The 17929-nt window shown below is 26.8% G+C and carries 20 protein-coding genes; 17 read left to right on the top strand and 3 right to left on the bottom strand.

Annotated features, from left to right (window positions below):
* Positions 1 to 8: 8 nt before the first annotated feature.
* From ffh to rimM, 4 genes are all read left to right on the top strand, one after another.
* Positions 9 to 1361: a signal recognition particle protein gene (gene ffh / locus AAQM_RS10620; protein WP_129095330.1), complete on the top strand. Its 1353-nt coding sequence runs from the start codon at positions 9 to 11 to the stop codon at positions 1359 to 1361.
* 88 nt (positions 1362 to 1449) lie between these two features.
* On the top strand, positions 1450 to 1677 hold the full coding sequence (rpsP, locus tag AAQM_RS10615) for a 30S ribosomal protein S16 (protein WP_004511333.1): 228 nt from the start codon (positions 1450 to 1452) through the stop codon (positions 1675 to 1677).
* Between the two features lie 16 nt (positions 1678 to 1693).
* Positions 1694 to 1933 (top strand): KH domain-containing protein, encoded by a 240-nt coding sequence (locus AAQM_RS10610; protein WP_128987125.1) that lies wholly within the window; start codon positions 1694 to 1696, stop codon positions 1931 to 1933.
* A gap of 3 nt (positions 1934 to 1936) precedes the next feature.
* Positions 1937 to 2473: a ribosome maturation factor RimM gene (rimM, locus tag AAQM_RS10605; RefSeq protein ID WP_129095329.1), complete on the top strand. Its 537-nt coding sequence runs from the start codon at positions 1937 to 1939 to the stop codon at positions 2471 to 2473.
* A 5-nt stretch (positions 2474 to 2478) separates the two neighbouring features.
* Here the strand turns inward: rimM and AAQM_RS10600 are convergent, their stop codons facing one another.
* Genes AAQM_RS10600 through flgG form a run of 3 tightly spaced genes read right to left on the bottom strand, consistent with a single transcriptional unit; the run spans position 2479 to position 4656 of the window.
* Positions 2479 to 3471, bottom strand: a complete 993-nt coding sequence (locus AAQM_RS10600; protein WP_129095328.1) for a hypothetical protein — start codon at positions 3469 to 3471, stop codon at positions 2479 to 2481.
* Between the two features lie 3 nt (positions 3472 to 3474).
* Positions 3475 to 3855 carry a hypothetical protein gene (locus AAQM_RS10595; protein ID WP_171920715.1) on the bottom strand — a complete coding sequence of 127 codons (381 nt, stop codon included), beginning with the start codon at positions 3853 to 3855 and terminating at the stop codon, positions 3475 to 3477.
* A 15-nt stretch (positions 3856 to 3870) separates the two neighbouring features.
* Complete coding sequence (flgG, locus tag AAQM_RS10590) at positions 3871 to 4656, bottom strand: flagellar basal-body rod protein FlgG (protein ID WP_129096063.1); 786 nt, start codon at positions 4654 to 4656, stop codon at positions 3871 to 3873.
* Positions 4657 to 4827: 171 nt separating this feature from the next.
* On the opposite strand from flgG, the gene AAQM_RS10585 reads away from it, so the two are divergent.
* The 13 genes from AAQM_RS10585 (at position 4828) to AAQM_RS10525 (ending at position 17856) form a co-directional block, all read left to right on the top strand.
* Positions 4828 to 5199: a response regulator gene (locus tag AAQM_RS10585; protein ID WP_128987120.1), complete on the top strand. Its 372-nt coding sequence runs from the start codon at positions 4828 to 4830 to the stop codon at positions 5197 to 5199.
* A 14-nt stretch (positions 5200 to 5213) separates the two neighbouring features.
* Positions 5214 to 6158, top strand: coding sequence for a hypothetical protein (locus AAQM_RS10580; protein WP_129096062.1), 945 nt, complete (start codon positions 5214 to 5216; stop codon positions 6156 to 6158).
* Between the two features lie 12 nt (positions 6159 to 6170).
* The gene (locus tag AAQM_RS10575) at positions 6171 to 6890 is read left to right on the top strand and encodes a flagellar hook-basal body protein (RefSeq protein ID WP_129096061.1); all 720 of its coding nucleotides are present in this window, start codon (positions 6171 to 6173) and stop codon (positions 6888 to 6890) included.
* Entirely contained in the window at positions 6890 to 7294 is a 405-nt protein-coding gene (flgB, locus tag AAQM_RS10570; protein WP_129096060.1) for a flagellar basal body rod protein FlgB, read from the top strand. Before AAQM_RS10575 ends, flgB begins: the two co-directional genes overlap by 1 nt.
* A gap of 16 nt (positions 7295 to 7310) precedes the next feature.
* Entirely contained in the window at positions 7311 to 9029 is a 1719-nt protein-coding gene (fliF, locus tag AAQM_RS10565; RefSeq protein ID WP_129096059.1) for a flagellar basal-body MS-ring/collar protein FliF, read from the top strand.
* 12 nt (positions 9030 to 9041) lie between these two features.
* Positions 9042 to 10052, top strand: a complete 1011-nt coding sequence (gene fliG, locus AAQM_RS10560; protein ID WP_129096058.1) for a flagellar motor switch protein FliG — start codon at positions 9042 to 9044, stop codon at positions 10050 to 10052.
* Entirely contained in the window at positions 10052 to 10711 is a 660-nt protein-coding gene (locus tag AAQM_RS10555) for a FliH/SctL family protein (protein WP_129096057.1), read from the top strand. Before fliG ends, AAQM_RS10555 begins: the two co-directional genes overlap by 1 nt.
* Positions 10712 to 10786: 75 nt before the next feature.
* Positions 10787 to 11074, top strand: coding sequence for a FliM/FliN family flagellar motor switch protein (locus AAQM_RS10550; protein ID WP_128987113.1), 288 nt, complete (start codon positions 10787 to 10789; stop codon positions 11072 to 11074).
* A gap of 9 nt (positions 11075 to 11083) precedes the next feature.
* Positions 11084 to 11764 carry a flagellar hook capping FlgD N-terminal domain-containing protein gene (locus AAQM_RS10545; RefSeq protein ID WP_129096056.1) on the top strand — a complete coding sequence of 227 codons (681 nt, stop codon included), beginning with the start codon at positions 11084 to 11086 and terminating at the stop codon, positions 11762 to 11764.
* Positions 11765 to 11773: 9 nt separating this feature from the next.
* Complete coding sequence (locus AAQM_RS10540) at positions 11774 to 13276, top strand: flagellar hook-basal body complex protein (RefSeq protein ID WP_129096055.1); 1503 nt, start codon at positions 11774 to 11776, stop codon at positions 13274 to 13276.
* Positions 13277 to 13350: 74 nt separating this feature from the next.
* The gene (locus AAQM_RS10535; protein ID WP_129096054.1) at positions 13351 to 15462 is read left to right on the top strand and encodes a flagellar hook-basal body complex protein; all 2112 of its coding nucleotides are present in this window, start codon (positions 13351 to 13353) and stop codon (positions 15460 to 15462) included.
* 53 nt (positions 15463 to 15515) lie between these two features.
* Positions 15516 to 15845, top strand: coding sequence for a hypothetical protein (locus AAQM_RS10530; RefSeq protein ID WP_129096053.1), 330 nt, complete (start codon positions 15516 to 15518; stop codon positions 15843 to 15845).
* A gap of 13 nt (positions 15846 to 15858) precedes the next feature.
* Positions 15859 to 17856, top strand: a complete 1998-nt coding sequence (locus tag AAQM_RS10525) for a tetratricopeptide repeat protein (RefSeq protein WP_129096052.1) — start codon at positions 15859 to 15861, stop codon at positions 17854 to 17856.
* Positions 17857 to 17929 lie beyond the last annotated feature (73 nt).

Raw genomic sequence — 17929 nt, 5'->3', positions numbered from 1 at the left:
GATAAATTTTGTTTGATTCAATAACCGGTTCGATACGAAATGCAGTAAATAAAATTAGACATCAAGACGATGTTGCAGCTTTAAATAAAGCAACATCAGAATTAAAAAAAGCTTTGTTAAAAGCAGATGTTCATCATAAAACTACTAAAGAGTTGATTACTGCAATAGAGTTACAGACAAAAAGTGCTGGAATAGGTCAAGATTCATTTTTAAAAGCTTTAAAAAGTGAATTAACAAATCTTTTAACAACTTCAGGTAATCAAGGTTTTGTTTTCTCAAATACTCCTCCCACAACAATTTTAATGACAGGACTTCAGGGTTCTGGAAAAACAACGACAACAGGTAAATTGGCTAACTATTTAAAAACTAGAAAGAAAAAAGTTTTAGTAGCAGCTTGTGATTTACAAAGACTTGCCGCTGTTGAGCAATTAAAACAAATAGCGGCCCAAATTGATGTTGATATTTATTTTGATGATAATGAAAAAGATCCAATTAAAATAGCAGTTGCAGCAAAAGAAAAAGCTACAAAAGAGTTTTATGATGTCCTTTTAATCGATACAGCAGGACGACTTGCTATCGATGAAGAATTAATGATTCAATTAAAAGATATTAAAGATACGATAAAACCTAATGAAATTTTTTATGTAGCAGACTCTTTAACTGGACATGATGCTACAAAAACTGCAACTACTTTTAAAGAAAAAATTGGAATAGATGGAGTTATTTTATCAAAATATGATGGTGATACAAAAGGTGGAGTTGCTCTATCGATTTCTCACCAAGTTGAAGTTCCATTAAGATTCATTGGTATTGGTGAAAAAATGCCAGATCTTGAAGTATTTATTCCAGATAGAATAGTTTCAAGACTTTTAGGACTTGGAGATATTGAAGGATTAGCAGAAAAAACTTCAGCTATTATTGATGAGAAAAAAGCAAAAGAAGTTACTAAAAAAATAAAAAAAGGACAATTTAATTTTAATGACTTTTTAGACCAGCTTTCAATGATGAGTAAATTAGGTTCTATGAAATCAATTATTGGAATGATTCCAGGTCTTTCACAAATGGCAGGACCTATTAAAGATATGGATTTTGAAAATTCAGCTGAAATAAAAAGAATAAAAGCTTTAATTGGTTCTATGACCCCAAAAGAGAGAGAAGATCCAGAGCTTATGAATGCAAGTAGAAAAAGAAGAATTGCTATTGGTTCAGGATTAAGTGAAGTTCAAATAAATAAAATACTAAAACAGTTTAAAAATGCTTCAAAAATGGCAAAACAACTTTCAAGTAAAGGTGGAATGAAAGGCTTACAAAATATGTTGTCTCAAATGGGACCAAATGGAATGCCTAAAATTCCAAGATAAATAAATAAAATAGTATTGAGCTGTAAACTTTTAACTAAAGTTTTGGAGTTTAGAATTCAATACTATAAATCAAAAAAGGAAAGAAAACATGACAGTAATTAGATTAACAAGAATGGGAAGAAATAAAAAACCATTTTATAGAATCGTTGTAACAGATTCAAGAAAAAGAAGAGATTCAGGATGGATTGAATCAATTGGATATTTCAACCCAGTAGTTGAGCCAAAAGTTTTAAAAATTGATGAAGAAAGATATAACTATTGGTTAAGTGTTGGTGCTAAACCATCTGAAAAAGTTAAAAAATTAGCTTCAAAATAATTAATTAGAAAATAATATGATTACTAAATTCATAGAAAATTATGCAAAACTAATTGTTGGTGTGCCTGAAGATGTTACTGTTACTAAAGAGTTAATTGATGAAAATTTTGCTGAAATAACAATAAGCGTAAATAGTGTTGATATTGGAAAACTCATTGGTAAAAATGGTAATATGATAAATGCTTTAAAAACTATGGCAAATGGCTGTAAGGCAAAAGATGGAATATCTTATAAAATACAAGTAGTAGTAAAATAATTTATGGATAAAAGTAACAATATTTATGTCGCAAAACTTGGGAAAGCAGTTGGTTTAAAAGGTGATTTAAGGCTTTTTATAGACTCTGATTTCCCAGAACAATTTAAAAAAGGTGCAACTTTTTTAACTAACAGAAATCTAGAATTAAAAGTTTTAGAATATAACTCTTCACGAGAATTAATTAAATTTGAAAATTATGAAGATGTCGAAACTGCAAAAAAACTTACAAATCAAGAATTATATTCTACAATTGAACAAACAAAAGAAAATTGTAAATTAGGGAAAAATGAATTTTTTTGGTTTGATTTGATTTCATGTGAAGTATTTGAGAATGATTTAAGATTAGGAAAAGTCAAAGAACTTCATAGATATCCTTTAAATGATTATTTTGAAATAGAAACGGATATTGAATTAGTAACTAAAGGTTATCCTAAAATATTTTTAATACCTCATATTTTTGATAAATACATTTTAAATGTAGATATAGATAAAAAAATAATCAATGTAACTAATTCTTTTGAAATTTTAGAAAACTCTTAAAATAATTAATAGTTACATCTATTATTAAATTCTTCTTGTGTAAATTCCAATTCATAAGCTTGTTCAAAATTATTATCAATCAGTTTATTTAGTAATTCAGTTCTTTCATTATCTGAATTAAATGGACCATAATATAATTCAATTCTATTTTTATCATCTCTACAAAGTATTACATTTGGATTTATTGCAACAACACTATCAAGATATTTTTTATATAAAACACCCTTTATTTTTGCTACATTAATGAATTTTAAAAATCCATTGTTTTCATTAATTTTATTCTCTTTTTCTATGTTTTCATTTTCTATTATATCAGGTTTAGGTTCTTCATTATTTTGATTTTGTAATTCATTATTTAAATCAACAGAAGAATTTTGATTCGCTTGCAGTTCTGATTTGATTTTTAAAGCCTCTTGTCTTAATAATTCAAGTTCTGCTTTTTCTTTTTCTAATTCAGCTTTTTTTTCTTTTAAAGCTTCTTGTTCTTTTAATAGATTTTCTTCATGAGCTTTTAATGCTTCTTCTTCTCTTTTCTTTTCTTCATCAATTAATTTTTTTTCATTTTCAATTCTTTCTAATTCTTCTTGTTTTTCTTCATTTAAATTTTTATTAGTAAGTGATGCTAATTGATCGTTTAATTTTTTTGAATTTATATCTTTCAAATCAAATTTATATTCTTCTACAACAGGTTGGGTTTGTGTAGTTACTTGAGTATTATTTTCTATTTTTGCTGCTTCTTCATTTTTTTGTTCAAAAAAACCTGTAAAATATAGAATTAATCCTATTAGTAATAATGAAATTAAAAAAGCTACTAAAATCAATAATATTTTTTTTAGAGGATTCTTTTTTGTTTTTTTCATAAATTCCTCTTTGTTTTTTTCAAACTCGTCTTCTTTTGTAGTCGATTCGTCATCCAGTTTTATATTTATTTGATTTTCTTGTTCTTCAGAAATATCTTTGTCAGGAGTTTTAGATTCTTCATTTTCATTATTAGCCATTATTTACTCTTTTTCAAGTTTATTTTCATTCTCTTTTAGTTTTTTATAATAATCTTTTCTATACTGCTTTAATTCTTCTTTTTTTCTTTCTCTATACTCTTTATTATATTCTAGTATCTTTTCTTTATTCTGATTATAATACTCTTTTTTGAATTCTTTATATTCATTTAATTTTTTTTTAATAGAATCCATTCTTTTATCAACATAAAGCTTTTGATTATGCGCAATTTCTTTAATTTTGGAAATAAAATTTAAATCTTTTAATTCATCTTCATAATCAATAACTTTTTTTTTGAATTTACTCTTTAGGTAATATTCTCTTTTTTTCTTTTTATGTGCTAAAAGATTTTCTTTCCTAATCTTTCTTAACTCATCTAAATTCATTTATTTAATATAAAATTAATTTTTCAATCTATTTACAATGTCTAACATACTATCAGCTGTAGTTATAGCTTTAGAGTTTGCTTCATAAGCTCTTTGCGCTGTAATTAAATCTACCATTTCATTTACTAATTTAACATTTGATGATTCAATCATTCCTTGCTGAATAGAACCAAATTGATCTTCATTAGGATTACCTTCTATTGGGTCTCCAGATGCATCACTTTGCATAAATAAAGAATCTCCTAGAGGTATTAAGCCTGGAGGATTAATAAAATCTACAATTGTAATTTGTTGTTCAAGAATTATTTCTCCATTTGCATTTGTAACAGATACTATTCCATCTTTTCCAATTGATATATCTTTTGCATCTTCAGGAATAGTTATAGCTGGTTCTAGTAAATATCCATTTGCATTAACAATATTTCCTTCAGAATCAAGTTTAAAAGCTCCATTTCTAGTATATCCAATTTCTCCACTTGGAAGTGTGATTTGGAAAAAACCTTTTCCTTGAATCGCTAAATCATAAGGATTTGAAGTTAGTTTTAAATCACCTTCTGTAAAATTCTTTTGAATTCCTGAAATTTTAACTCCTAATCCTACATCGATTCCTGTAGGATTCAGACTTATTTGAGTAGTTCTTCCAGCTGTATAATTCAATGTTTCATACATTAAATCCTGAAATTCTGCTCTATCTTGTTTAAATCCAGTTGTATTTACATTCGCAATATTATTTGATGTAACATCAATTTGATGTTGCATAGAATTCATTCCTGTTGCAGCTGTATAAAGTCCCCTAATCATGGAAATTCCTTTAATTTTACTTCTATTTTAATTATAATTTAAGAATAATTAAAATTTGATAAATTTAATTGATTATTTTTTATATAATAGTATTAAGTATAAATTTAAAACAAATTATATATAATGCATAATTTAATGGAAATATTTATTTAACTAAAAAAGGGATGGTTGATGAAAATTTTAATAGTGGATGATAGTTCTACAATGAGAAGAATTATTGGGAATGTAGTTATGCAGTTAGGATTCGCTAAGGAAGATTTTGATGAAGCTGAAGATGGTTTAAAAGCTTGGAAACTTCTTAGCGAAGCGCATTATGATGTTATTTTAACTGATTGGAATATGCCAAATATGAATGGTTTAGAATTGGTAAAAAAAATACGATCAGAGGGTACTCATCAAAAAACACCTATTATCATGATTACAACAGAAGGTGGAAAAAGTGAAGTAATTGCTGCTTTAAAAGCAGGAGTAAATAACTACATTGTTAAACCTTTTAATGCAGAAGTTTTAAAAGAGAAGCTTGATGGAGTATTGAAAAAATAATATAAGGTTTTATCATGAGTATGAGTCAAGAAGAGATTGAAGCTTTAATGAATGGTTTAGAAATATCTGATGATAATAATGAACCAGAAGAAGTGGTAGAAACAGCTAAAGTTAACACTAAAGAGATAGAAGAATTATTATCTCAGACTGAAGAAGTAAAAGAAGATATAGATTCAAAAGAAGAAGTATTTAATTTAGAAAATTTGGAAATTGAGAAGAATACACAAAGAGAAATAGTTGATAATACTGAAATAGATGAGTTGCTAAAGGATATAGAATCTTCAACTACCCTACAAGAAATTGAAAAAGATGATGAAATTGTTCCTTTAAAAGATTTAGAAGATAATGTAGAAAAAAGTAGTGTGGTTAGTAGAAGTGAAGATGATATAGTTAAAGATTGGACTTCTTCTAAAATAAATGAAGGAGTTTTCCCTTTGCCAGCTGAAAAAGATACTAAAGTTGTAAATCAGTTAACACAAGTAGCGAATGATTCTGAAGAAAAAGTATCACAGATTTTTGATGTTTTAAGTTTGACATTAGATAATAATAATGAAATTAGAAAAATTTTAAAGGATTATGAAAAGTTTTTAAATTCTCAATCTGGATTACTTTTGTCATTAAATAATAAATTTCCTAATATAAAACTATTTGAAGAACATCTAACTTCAACTAAATCAATGGTTAATTCTTTGGATGGTTTAAAAAATTTATTGCAAACGGAAGATAATCAAATTTTTCAAGCAATGGAATTAATGCAATTTAATGATATAAATAGGCAAAAAATTGAAAGAGTTATGTCGGTTATTAGAAAATTATCTCTATATTTAAATAATTTATTCGAAGATGATAGTGGCGCGAAAGATATTGCAGTTGCTAGACATATTCATGGTGATGATACGGATGATTTAATAGGTGATGACTTGGATAAGTTAATAGCAGAATTTTCAAATAATAAATAAAAGGAATAAAGTATGAATCAAGGTGTTTATCCTCTTGCTGCATCAATGATTAATCAAATTAATCGATTAGACCAAATAAGTAATAATTTGGCAAATGTTAATACTTTTGGTTTTAAGCAAGAAGGTACTACAGAAACAACTTTTAATTATTATTTAGAAAGAATGCAAAATGAAGGCAAAACACCTACTAAAGTAAATGAAGTTACAAACAATATACCAAAAATCGATTCAAAATATATAAATTCAGAAATGGGTCCTATTGTTATGACAGGTAATAATTTAGATTTTGCTTTAAGTAGTCCAGATACTTTTTTTAAAATACAAAACTCTAATGGAGATATTGTATATACAAGAGATGGTTCATTTAAAAATTTAGATAATTTTTTAGTTGATTCAAATGGCAATAATGTATTAAATGCTGATAATGAACCTATAGTTATGGAGGGGGAGTTTATAGAGCAAATAGGTGTTGTAAAAACTGCTTATACAAATTTGGATAAAATCGGAGATAATACATATAAAGTGATTGATCAGAATCAATTAGAAATATTTGAAAATAACGATACTTTATTAGTTCAAGGAGCAGTTGAAAAATCAAATGTTAATTCAGTTACAGCTATGGTAGAGTTGATTGATGCACATAGAAGATTTGAGCAATCACAAAAAGCTATAAAATCTATAGATGAATTAAATGCTGGATTAATTGAAAAAGTAGGGAGTAATACTAGATAATGGAAGCAAGTAGTATAACCAATAAACTTTTTGAGCAATTGAATTTTAGAGGTGAAAGACAAAAAGTTATATCAAGTAATATTGCAAATATAAATACGCCTAACTATAAAACAAAGGATTTAGTATTTGAAGATGAACTTAATAATTCGAATAAAAATATTTTAGCACTAAATCAAACGAATTTTAAACATATCTCTTCAATCAATAATGGATTAAATAATATAAATCCTAAATTGATTCAAGTTCAAAATTTACAAGAGCAAAATGATGGTAACAATGTAAATTTAGATACTCAAATGAGTGAGCAAGCTAAAAACAAAATTATATTTGATGCAATACAATCATCTATAAAAAGAGATTCAAGATTATTTAGGTCAGTAATTGAATCTTCTGCAAAAAATTAATTAGGATAATAATTTAATGGATCAACTTTTAAAGTTTATAAATAATTTAAATACAGCTCAAAGAGCTGTTATAATAGGTGGATTTTCTCTATTATTTATTTTATTGGTTGGTTTATTGATTTACTCAAGTATAAAAGCTGAAGATAAAAAACTAAATTATACTATAGCTTCAAACTTGACTAAATCTCAAGTAATGCTTGCAAGTGATGAGTTAGAAGCTGCTGGTATTCAATTTTCTGTTGTAGGAAGTGGTAATAATCTTACATTAAAAACTTCTAAAGAGTTTATAAATATAGCTAAAATTAAACTTGTTACAAGTGAAGCTGCTACTAGTAAACATGTGGGTTGGGAAATATTTGAAAAATCATCTTTGGGTACTACAAATTTTGAAAATAAAGTTAAGTATTTAAGAGCATTAGAGGGTGAATTATCACGTTCATTGGAATCACTAACAGGAGTTTTAAGAGCAAGCGTTAAAATAGCTATTCCCAAAGATACAATATTTACTGAAAAAAAAGCTGATACTACTGCTTCAGCTGTTTTATCTTTAAAACCTGGAATTTTTTTAACACAGAAACAAATAGATGGAATTAAAAATTTTATAGCTTCAGCTGTACCTGATTTAAAAGAAGAAAATATTCAACTTATTGATCAAGATGGGAGTTTACTTGAACTTTCATCTGAAGATATAAATAATCAAAAATCTTCTACACAAAATAAATATAAAGAGGATTTAGAAGAAGATTATTCGAAAAAAATAGTTGCACTTTTAGAACCTTTTGTAGGAGTAGGAAGAGTTGTAGCTAAAGTAACTGTTTCTTTAGACTTCGTGAAAAAAGATATAGAGGAAGAGATATACAATCCTGAAGGAAGTATTCGTTCTCAGCAAGTAATTGAAAATACATCAGCATCTCAAGGAATGCCTAATAATTCAGGTGGTGTTGCCGGAGTTGATAATAATATTCAAACACCGAATAATGGTAATGGAAATGCTAATATAGCTTCGAATAGTGAAGGAACAAATACTGTAACAAATTATGAGATTTCTAAAAAAATAATAAGTCAAAAAGATAATAACTATACTAATATAAAAAGAATTACAGCTGCAGTTACTTTTGATGATTCTGTATTAAAAGATATTCAAAATAAAGATGAATTTATTACTTCTTTAGAATCTGTAATCCAAGATACAATAGGTTATGATCAAGCAAGAGGTGATAAAGTTACTGTAAAAGATTTTAAATTTATAGGTGTTAAACCAATTGAACAAATTGCTCAAACTGTTGATAAAGATGGAAATGTAGTTGTAATCTCTGATGAGCCTGTAGATACTATTTCTATGGTAAAGTCAGTAATTAAAGATTTTAGTGAATATATTCAATATTTAATTGCTGCAGTTTTATTATTTATTTTTTATAAGAAGTTTATAGCTTCAAATGAAATAGTTATTTTAGGTGATGGAACAAAGCAAAAAGTTGATATAAATGATGAAAATCTTGTAAATGATATGTTAACTGATTATGAAAATGAATTTGATGCAAGTACAGCACAAGGTAGACTTAAATCTAAAGTTAAAAGTCAAATATTAAATAATATTGATGGATTAGATGAAGAATCAGCAGCAAGATATGAAATATTTATAGAAGAATTAGATAGAGAAATAAATAATAATCCAGCGGAAATTGCGAGAATGATAGAATTATTATTAAATGAAGGTAATAGTAGTTTTAAATAATAAAGGGCTAATATGGCGGAATCTAACATGAAAGAGAATGACGTTCTAAAAGGAATGTCAATGATGGAAAAAGTTGCAAGATTTTTTGTATTAATTGGTGAGGAATCAACTGTAAAAATATTTCAACATCTTCCAAAAGATATTGTAGAGAATATTTCTACAGCAATTACTATGATTAACTCAATAAATAAAGATGTCTCTTTAGCAATATTAGAGGAATTTCATTTATATACAAGATCTAAAACGTTTATTAGTTCAGGTGGTTATGATTTTGCTAGGGATATTTTATATAAATCTTTAGGAAAAGCTGAAGCAGATGAGGTTTTAGCTAAATTATCTAGAATGAAGTTAGCTTCTCAGGCCTTTTCATATTTAGATGGTATTAACCCTAAACAATTAAGTGATTTTATAAAAGATGAATCTCCACATACAATAGCAGTTATTTTATCACACATGGATCCTTCTAAATCATCGGAAGTATTAATGCAGTTAGACGAAGAGATAAGAGTTAAAGTAACGATTCAAATAGCAACAATCAAAGATGTTTCGCCTGATGTTGTAAGAACAATATCTTCTGTTTTAGAAAAAAAACTAGAATCTTTATTATCTTCTATTATTGATGTTGGAGGAGTTAGAGTTGTTGCTGATATGTTAAATAAACTTGGTCCAAAAGCACAAGATATTTTAAAAAATATTAATGGAATAGATACAACATTAGCTACTAAAATAAAAGAAAATATGTTTGTATTTGAAGATTTATTAAATTTAGATACTGAATATATAATGAAAATTTTGCAAAATGTAGAAACAGTTGATGTTGTTGTTGCTATGAAAAATGCTACAGAAGAAGATATGGAAAAAGTAACAGGTGCAATGTCTCAAAGAGCAAGAGATAGATTTAAAGAAGAATTTGAAATGCTAAATAAAGTAAAAATAAAAGATATTGAAGCTGCTCAGAGAAAAATGCTTGATGTTGCGCAAAAAATGATAGAAGATGGAATCATTGATAGAGAGAGTAATTAATGGCTGATAACGTATATTCAAGTGCAAAAGTAATTGGTAAAAATGATAATATTGAAAAATATGAATTAGGTAATTTTATTAATAGCCAACCAGAAACAAATAGTGTTACAAATTCTACAGCTATTTTGGATGATAGAGAAATTAATGGAAGAACAGATCCTTTATTAATTGAAGTTAGAAATTTAAGTAATAAACTAAATGAAATATCATTAAAAGTTTCAAATATAGAAAATGATGGAATAAAAGGTAGAGATATTGATGCACAAGTTGTTCAAGCAATAAGGGATTTAAAACATTATGCAGCTTTTTTTGAACAGGCTACATTTCAAATGGAAACTAAATTATTGAAAACTTCAATAGCAATTGCTCAAAAAGTTATAAGTATAGAAGTTGGTGAAAATTCAGCAAAAATTGCCAAACAAACAATCAGCCATCTTCTTGAAAAAATAAAAACGGCTTCAAAAATACAAATACATCTTAATCCTAAAGATTATGAAATATTAAAATCACAGTTGAATTTAGAACCTTTCATAGAATTACATAAAGATGCAAATGTAGTTGCAGGAGGAGTTGTAATAGCAAGTGATCTTGGAAATTTTGATGGAAATATTGAAGTAAAAGTAGCTTCTATGCTTGAGTCATTAGATTTGGTTGTTTAGTATAAAAATTAATAATTAATAAAAATAACATAACTTTATGATATAATTTATCAAAATAAGTTGAAAAGTATTTAAATGGAAATTAGTGAAAGAGATTATGATTTATTAGTTGATACAGAAATAGTTGTAGATGTAATGTTAGGTTATACAAATATTACTATCTCTGAATTTCTTAAGCTTAGTGAAGGTGATATAATTTCTTTACATAAACCTGCTGGTTCAGGAGGAGAGATTTATGTTAACACTAGGATTATAGGAACAGGTGATATTATAGTAATAGATGATAAATTAGCTGTTAGAGTTCAAGATTCTATGGACTCAGATAATGTAGTTAGATATTTTTTTGAAGAACATATGATTTAGGAGTTTAAAATGGCAGATATTCAAGTTAATTCAAATGTAGGAGTTGATGGTAACTCTTATACAACAGCAATAAGTAATGATCAGTTGACAAATAATGATTTTTTAAAATTAATGATTCAAGAATTAAAATTACAAGATCCAACAAAACCTATGGATTCTGCAAAAATGCTTTCAACTCAAATGCAAATGTCAACTATTGCTACAAATCAAGAAATGATGAAAGCTATGCAGTCTATGCAAACTGCTTTTACTCAAACTGCATTAGCAAATGCAACTGGAATTATTGGTAAAAATATTGAAGATGGAAATATTGGAGAAGATGGAGTAACAAAAGCTTATACTGTTAGATCAATTGAAAATGTAGATGGAGAAATTCAAGTAAAAGCACAACAAATATTATATCTAGAAGATAGAATTGTTCTACAAGATCCATCTGATGAAACAAAAAATAAAATAGTAAATTATGATTTAAATGGAGAGCTTCTTGATGAAAATGGAGCTAAAACAGGAAATAAAATAGTTTTAACTGCTCCAGGTACTCCATTAATTAGTGATGGTAAATTAACTATACTTGATGAAAACAATGAAAAAATAACAGATCATAAATATGCATTAGCAGGTGTAACAACTCCTGTATATTCTGATCAAATGGCAACTTTACCTTTCTCATCAATAACAAAAATATTTTAAGGAATAGTTATGATAAGTGGATTATGGAATGGAATAACAGGACTTAATAGCTTTGAAAAAGCTTTAAGTGTAGAATCTAATAACAGTTCTAACGTAAACACTATTGGATACAAGGAAGATGTTATTAATTTTGCTGATTTAATGTATAAAAATAACACATCTACTTCTTATGGAAAAGGTAGTACTGTTGCAACGGTAGATAAAGCTATGTATCAACAAGGTGGAATAAAACTAACTTCTAGTCCTTATGATGTTGCAATTGAAGGTAAGGGATATTTTGTAGTTCAAAATATAAATTCAAAAGGGCTACCTGAAACTTATTATACAAGAGCTGGAAATTTTAAAGTTGCTGAAAGTGGTTTCTTACAAACACAAGGTAATATGGATGTAATGGGACTTGTTAGTACAAAAACTGTAAATAGTACAAATGGAACAGAACAGTTTGATAATAGTTTTGTTAATTTTATAGCAAGTCAAAATATAGGGAATTTAAATAATCTACAAACAATAAATACTAAAGCAACAGATTATAAAACTACTGCAAAAGATGATGATTTGAATCAAAGTGGAAGTGATTATAAAACTAAATCTTCTAAAATAAATGATATTGATGCTTTGATTTTAGATTATAAAAATAAGTTAAAAGAGTATTCTTTGAATTCTACAGAAGAACCTGTCTCTTCTAAAGCTCAAAAAACAGAAATCAATTTTTCAACAGCAATAAATAATCTTCAAAATGAAAATGACTATATAAAAGTAAATATAAATGGAAATCAAATTTTACAAAATTTTGATCCTAAATTAGGTTTAGAAGGAACATTAAAAGCTTTTTCAGACAAGATATCAAATATTGCTGGACTTAGCTCTTCGATAGATACTAATACTGGAATCTTAAAAATAGATTCTTTAATTACAGGAAAAGAAGTAATAATAAATGAAGCTTATATAAATAAAGAAAATTTAGATTTAAAAATATCTAATATCCAAGAAGCTGAATTTGGTTCGGGAATAGCGATGGTTGAAAGTGCAAGAGATGCTTTAAAAAGTGCTTTACAAAAAGCAAATGCAGATCTTTTAGAAATTACTAATAATGTATCTTTAGAGAGTGAAAGAAACGGTAATTTAGATTTAAGTAGTATTCAATTAAATCTTTTAAAATTAGGGATTTCAAACAATTCTTCAACGGATATGGAAATTTCAGATGGGATTATTTATATTAAAGATGGTGAGAATAAATTTGTTGTGGGAAAACTTCAAACAGCAAGTTTTGTAAATGAGCAAGGATTAGATCCACAAGGAGGTAATTTATATTCTTGGTCAAAGGAAGCTGGAGATGTTTCAAATGCCAATGGTTTAAACAAGTTAGTTAGTAATTCATTAGAGCAAAGTAAAGCAAATTTAGCAAATAGTTTAACTGCTTTGATGATATATCAAAAAGCTTTTGAAGCAAATTCAAAATCTGTAACAACTTCTGATGAAATGTTACAAACAGCAATACAATTAAAGAAATAGTGTTCATATTTTAATATTATTTTAATATTAACGTATGAACATAAGTTCATAAACCTTAAAATAAAGGACGAATCATGATTGGAGCACTATGGACAGGGATTTCAGGATTGTCATCTCAACAACAAGCTTTAGATAATGAGTCAAATAATATAGCAAACGTAAATACAATAGGATATAAAGCCTCAAGAATATCGTTTGCAGATCAAATGTATCAAGATAGAATAGGGAAAGGTTCTAAAATACTAGATGCAGAGAAACTTTATACTCAAGGGAATTTGAAATTAACAGGTGTGAACTATGATATGGCACTTAGTGGAGATGGATTTTTTACAGTAGTAAATACAAGAAATTCAGGAGCATCAGAGACACTTTATACAAGAGCAGGTAACTTTAGGATGGGAGATAATGGAACCCTTCAAGATGCAGCAGGAAATGAAGTACAAGGTTGGATGATGAGTCCAATAGATAGCCAAAATGATGTAACAAGTACAAATCCAAATGTTTCAGTATTTAATACTAATTATAATAAATTATTAGGAACAAAAATAATAAGACATGGAACATATGTAGAAACAATAACAGCCAAGGCAACAGATTATACAACAACAGCAAAATCAGATGCAACAAGTATATTTAGTGGAGATGGATCAAAAACAAAATCTTCAAAAATATCAGATGTAGAAGAAGCAATAAAAGATTATACCTTTTGGTTGCAAAAATTGAAAGATGAACCAGATGCATCATCTGCAACTTCAATATCACAAATATCACAAATAAATTTTAAATCAGGTGATGAATCAATAATAAGTAAAGATGGTGATCAAATATATGTATATATAGATGGGAATAAATACTCACAAAAATATTTATTAACAAGCTCAAGCCAAGGTTTTAGAGAAGATTTATGGAATTCTTTAGGTGCAGCAGGACAAGCATTGGAACCTGCTGAAAATGGATTAGTTGATCCAGCTACCTTAGTACCAGCACCATCTCCAACAACTCCAGCATATGATGCCGCAATTGCAGCCTATGATAAAGCAGCAAGTAAAATAGCTACATATAAAGCTTTAGCAGATATGGTATCACAAATACCAGGACTTGTAGCAACAATGGCTGTAGATTCTACAAAAAATGATACGTTTAATACAACAACAACATATAATGATTCAACAAATAGTGCAGATATGTTAAAAGGGATAATACAAATAAGATCATTGATACCAGGGAAAGAGTTTACAATATCTGAAGTAGCAGAAGAATCATCAGGAACAGTAATTCAAGGGAATTTTCAAACAACATCATTTGCAGAGAGAGGATCAGGAATAGCAGCACTTGAAACATCAAGAGATGCATTATCAAAATTAATAACAGGTAAACAACAAGATGTTTATACTCCTACAGATTTAAAATTAGGAACAGCTACAGATTTTAATTATGGTATTACTATTTATGACAAAGAAATAGCTAAAGTTATTCCTGTTCCAAATACAGGTGCACCAGATTATAATTCAGCACCAATAAATATTACACCTGTAGCTTCTGTTGATGATTTAGTAACAGGTATAAATTCTAATGCTGAATTATCAAAATATGTAGAAGCAAGAAATGTAAATGGTAATTTAGTAATAAATACATTAGATTCAAATTATGATGTTGAATTTACGGGTTCAATGAAATATGATAATGCAGGAACTTTAACGCCACTAGATGTAAATGCTAACTATTCAGGAAGAAAAGGAGCAGGAGCTGAATTTATAGAAATAATAAATAAAGTAGATCAAACAGCATCAAAAGGAAGTTTACAATTAAGACTTGATACTTTAGGAATTTCAGATTCAGCATTTGGAGAATTTTCTGTAGATAATACGGGTTTAATTACAATGAAACAAGATGGAGCTGAGTTCGCAATAGGACAAGTAGCAATTGCAGTGTTTAATAATAATAGAGGATTAAATCCAATGGGAGATAATCTACTTGGAAAAACAAATGAATCAGGTGACCCAATTTATAATCTAAATAATAATAAAACAGCAAAAGTAGAGGCTAAAACACTTGAGTTAAGTACAGCAGATTTAAGTGAAAGTTTAGTAAACTTAATGGTATTTCAAAGAGCATTTGAAGCAAATGCAAAATCAATAACAACATCAGATGAGTTATTGAATACTTTAATAAATCTTAAAAGATAACTTAATAAGTAGAGTAAGTTTATTTACTCTACTTTATTTTTGGTAGGATAAATTTGGAAAATTTTTTATTGATAGCAGTTCTTGGTGTATTATTACTATATTTTTTTTCTAGTGCAAATGTATATAAATCTTTGTATAAGAAAGTAAATGAAGAAAAAAATATAATACAAGAAGATATGTCAAAACTTGAAAGTTTGATAGAAAGATATGAAAAACAAGTTAAAATTAGTGCTAATACTTTAAAAAATAACCAAGGTAATCTTCAAGTAGCAAGAGATGATTTGCAAGAATTAAGACTTGAAAATATGAATTTAAAAAATAGAGTTGATGAATTAGAAAAAAGAAATGAAGAGCTTTATGCTCAAGTTAATGCTATGGTTTAGGTCTTGAATTTTAATGAAATTATTATATAAAATATTATTGAGTAGCCTTTTTGTAAATCCTATTTTATATGCTAATCAAGATTTAATAGAATCTCAGCCAGAAATAATTTTTCAGTTTGAGAAATTGAAAAAAACTCAAGAAAATCTTTCTTTACAAGTTGACTTTAATAAAGCAGTCTTACATTTAAGTAAAAATGAATATGAAGAGGCAATTGAACTTTTTAAAAGAACTTCAAAAATTCTTGAAATACCTTCATCTTTAAATATAGGAATTGCTTACTATAAATTAGGTTCTATTGATAATGCAATTGTGCATTTAAATAAAATTTATGAAAAAGAAGAAAACGCATCTTCAAATACTTTTTCTTATATGTCAGCCTGTTATTATCTATATCAAATTTCAAAAGATAATAAGTATCTAGATACTATAGTTAGAATATCAAAAAGATATAAAAATCTTTCAGAACATACAAAAAGAATGTTAGCAGATACTTATGTAATACTAAAAGAGTATGAAAATGCATTAGAAGTTTTAAATTCTATGGATTATACAATGGATTTAAAAAAGGCTTTAATTTATATAAAACTCAAAGATTATGAAAAAGCAGCTTTATTACTAAGAAAAGCTAAAGAGCAAAATGTTAATCCAAATACAATAGATAAAATTTTATGGTTTTTGGCATTTACTGACTTGAAATTAAATAAAATAGAACAGTTGAAAGAGACTTTGGATTTAATAAATAGCAGAAGAAGTACTTTTAAAGCAAATATTGAATTACCTTTAGAAATATATTTTAATCAAAATAAATTTACTTCTAAACAGTATTTAGATTCTGTTCTGAAATTTGATGAATATAGAAAAATAGATTTTATTTTTTATTTTGCACCTTTTATATTTTCAGATTCTCAAGAAATTATTTATGACTCTTTAAAAGGTTTTATTTACAATCAAAAAGAAAATATTTTAAACCTTGAAGAGATGGTAGATTATAATAATAAATTTTTGAATATAGTAAAAGAAGACCCAATTGTTAGGGTTACAGAATTAAAGAAGATGCTTACAAAAGATACTAAATCTTACATTTATTATAATTTAGGTTTATCATGTGCTCAAATAAATGACTTTCATAGTGCGTATAAATATTTTGAAAAAGCTTATAAATTAAATCCAGGTAATAAGTTATATTCTACAATGTTTTTAATAACAGCAAATAGAATAAATGTAAAAGTTAAAGATAAAGAATATATAGAGACTACTATTAAAAATAGTAACGGTTTATATAATTATTTTGGGAAAGAGATTTATAGATTATTTTTAAATCCACAATTTACTTCAGCAGATAAACCTTTAACTTATGAAAATACTATTTTTTATAAAGCTTTAGATTTTTTAGATACAATGAATCAAAATAAGCCTTTGGGAAATCATCCTTTATTGGATGAGCATTTTAAAGATCCATTGACTTTTTTGATAAGGTTGATACAAAGAAGAAATAATGAGACTAACTTTATCTATTTTGCAAGATTGCAAGATTCTATACCACTTACGTTAAATAATAATTTTTTAGAAGGTCCTTTGGTTATAACTAGATATTATATTGATATTTTGAAAGCTTTAGGAGTATTTTCAAAAGCAGACTTAAGAATAACAGGTAAAAATACGCCTTCTTATTTAAGAACTAAAGCTTTAAGGGATTTACATTTTAATTTGCCAGATGAATCAATTAAAACTTTAGAATATTTACAAAGTGAATATAAGTTAGAAGATAAATATACGATGTATTTACTTGTAGCTGCACTTTTAGAAGCAGGAAGATATAATGACGCTTCTATTCAAATATCATTAATTAAAGCATTACTAAATGATCCAGATGCTGATTTTTTAACAGCTATTCAACTTATTCAAGAATTAAAAATTCCAAGTGCAAAACAATTTTTGACTCAACCATACTTAGATTCATTAATAGATTTCAAAATTGTAGGGTTTGATGAGTATTTAGAATCTCTATAGATATCTCCAAAATCTTAAGTAATTTAATCTTTTTCTGCTATAATAATTAATAAATGTTACTTTTTTGGAGGAT

The organism is Arcobacter aquimarinus (assembly GCF_013177635.1).
Taxonomy (GTDB): domain Bacteria; phylum Campylobacterota; class Campylobacteria; order Campylobacterales; family Arcobacteraceae; genus Aliarcobacter; species Aliarcobacter aquimarinus.
This window is presented reverse-complemented; position numbering and strand designations above follow the sequence as displayed.

What these genes read in the sequence shown, in the direction of transcription:
- AAQM_RS10580 (WP_129096062.1), top strand. Translation starts at nt 5,214, where the DNA reads ATGAGTATGAGTCAAGAAGAGATTGAAGCTTTAATGAATGGTTTAGAA.
- AAQM_RS10525 (WP_129096052.1), top strand. Translation starts at nt 15,859, where the DNA reads ATGAAATTATTATATAAAATATTATTGAGTAGCCTTTTTGTAAATCCT.
- AAQM_RS10550 (WP_128987113.1), top strand. Translation starts at nt 10,787, where the DNA reads ATGGAAATTAGTGAAAGAGATTATGATTTATTAGTTGATACAGAAATA.
- fliF (WP_129096059.1), top strand. Translation starts at nt 7,311, where the DNA reads ATGGATCAACTTTTAAAGTTTATAAATAATTTAAATACAGCTCAAAGA.
- AAQM_RS10540 (WP_129096055.1), top strand. Translation starts at nt 11,774, where the DNA reads ATGATAAGTGGATTATGGAATGGAATAACAGGACTTAATAGCTTTGAA.
- AAQM_RS10600 (WP_129095328.1), bottom strand. Translation starts at nt 3,471, where the DNA reads ATGGCTAATAATGAAAATGAAGAATCTAAAACTCCTGACAAAGATATT.
- AAQM_RS10545 (WP_129096056.1), top strand. Translation starts at nt 11,084, where the DNA reads ATGGCAGATATTCAAGTTAATTCAAATGTAGGAGTTGATGGTAACTCT.
- rpsP (WP_004511333.1), top strand. Translation starts at nt 1,450, where the DNA reads ATGACAGTAATTAGATTAACAAGAATGGGAAGAAATAAAAAACCATTT.
- AAQM_RS10575 (WP_129096061.1), top strand. Translation starts at nt 6,171, where the DNA reads ATGAATCAAGGTGTTTATCCTCTTGCTGCATCAATGATTAATCAAATT.
- flgB (WP_129096060.1), top strand. Translation starts at nt 6,890, where the DNA reads ATGGAAGCAAGTAGTATAACCAATAAACTTTTTGAGCAATTGAATTTT.
- AAQM_RS10585 (WP_128987120.1), top strand. Translation starts at nt 4,828, where the DNA reads ATGAAAATTTTAATAGTGGATGATAGTTCTACAATGAGAAGAATTATT.
- rimM (WP_129095329.1), top strand. Translation starts at nt 1,937, where the DNA reads ATGGATAAAAGTAACAATATTTATGTCGCAAAACTTGGGAAAGCAGTT.
- fliG (WP_129096058.1), top strand. Translation starts at nt 9,042, where the DNA reads ATGGCGGAATCTAACATGAAAGAGAATGACGTTCTAAAAGGAATGTCA.
- AAQM_RS10555 (WP_129096057.1), top strand. Translation starts at nt 10,052, where the DNA reads ATGGCTGATAACGTATATTCAAGTGCAAAAGTAATTGGTAAAAATGAT.
- AAQM_RS10535 (WP_129096054.1), top strand. Translation starts at nt 13,351, where the DNA reads ATGATTGGAGCACTATGGACAGGGATTTCAGGATTGTCATCTCAACAA.
- flgG (WP_129096063.1), bottom strand. Translation starts at nt 4,656, where the DNA reads ATGATTAGGGGACTTTATACAGCTGCAACAGGAATGAATTCTATGCAA.
- AAQM_RS10610 (WP_128987125.1), top strand. Translation starts at nt 1,694, where the DNA reads ATGATTACTAAATTCATAGAAAATTATGCAAAACTAATTGTTGGTGTG.
- AAQM_RS10595 (WP_171920715.1), bottom strand. Translation starts at nt 3,855, where the DNA reads ATGAATTTAGATGAGTTAAGAAAGATTAGGAAAGAAAATCTTTTAGCA.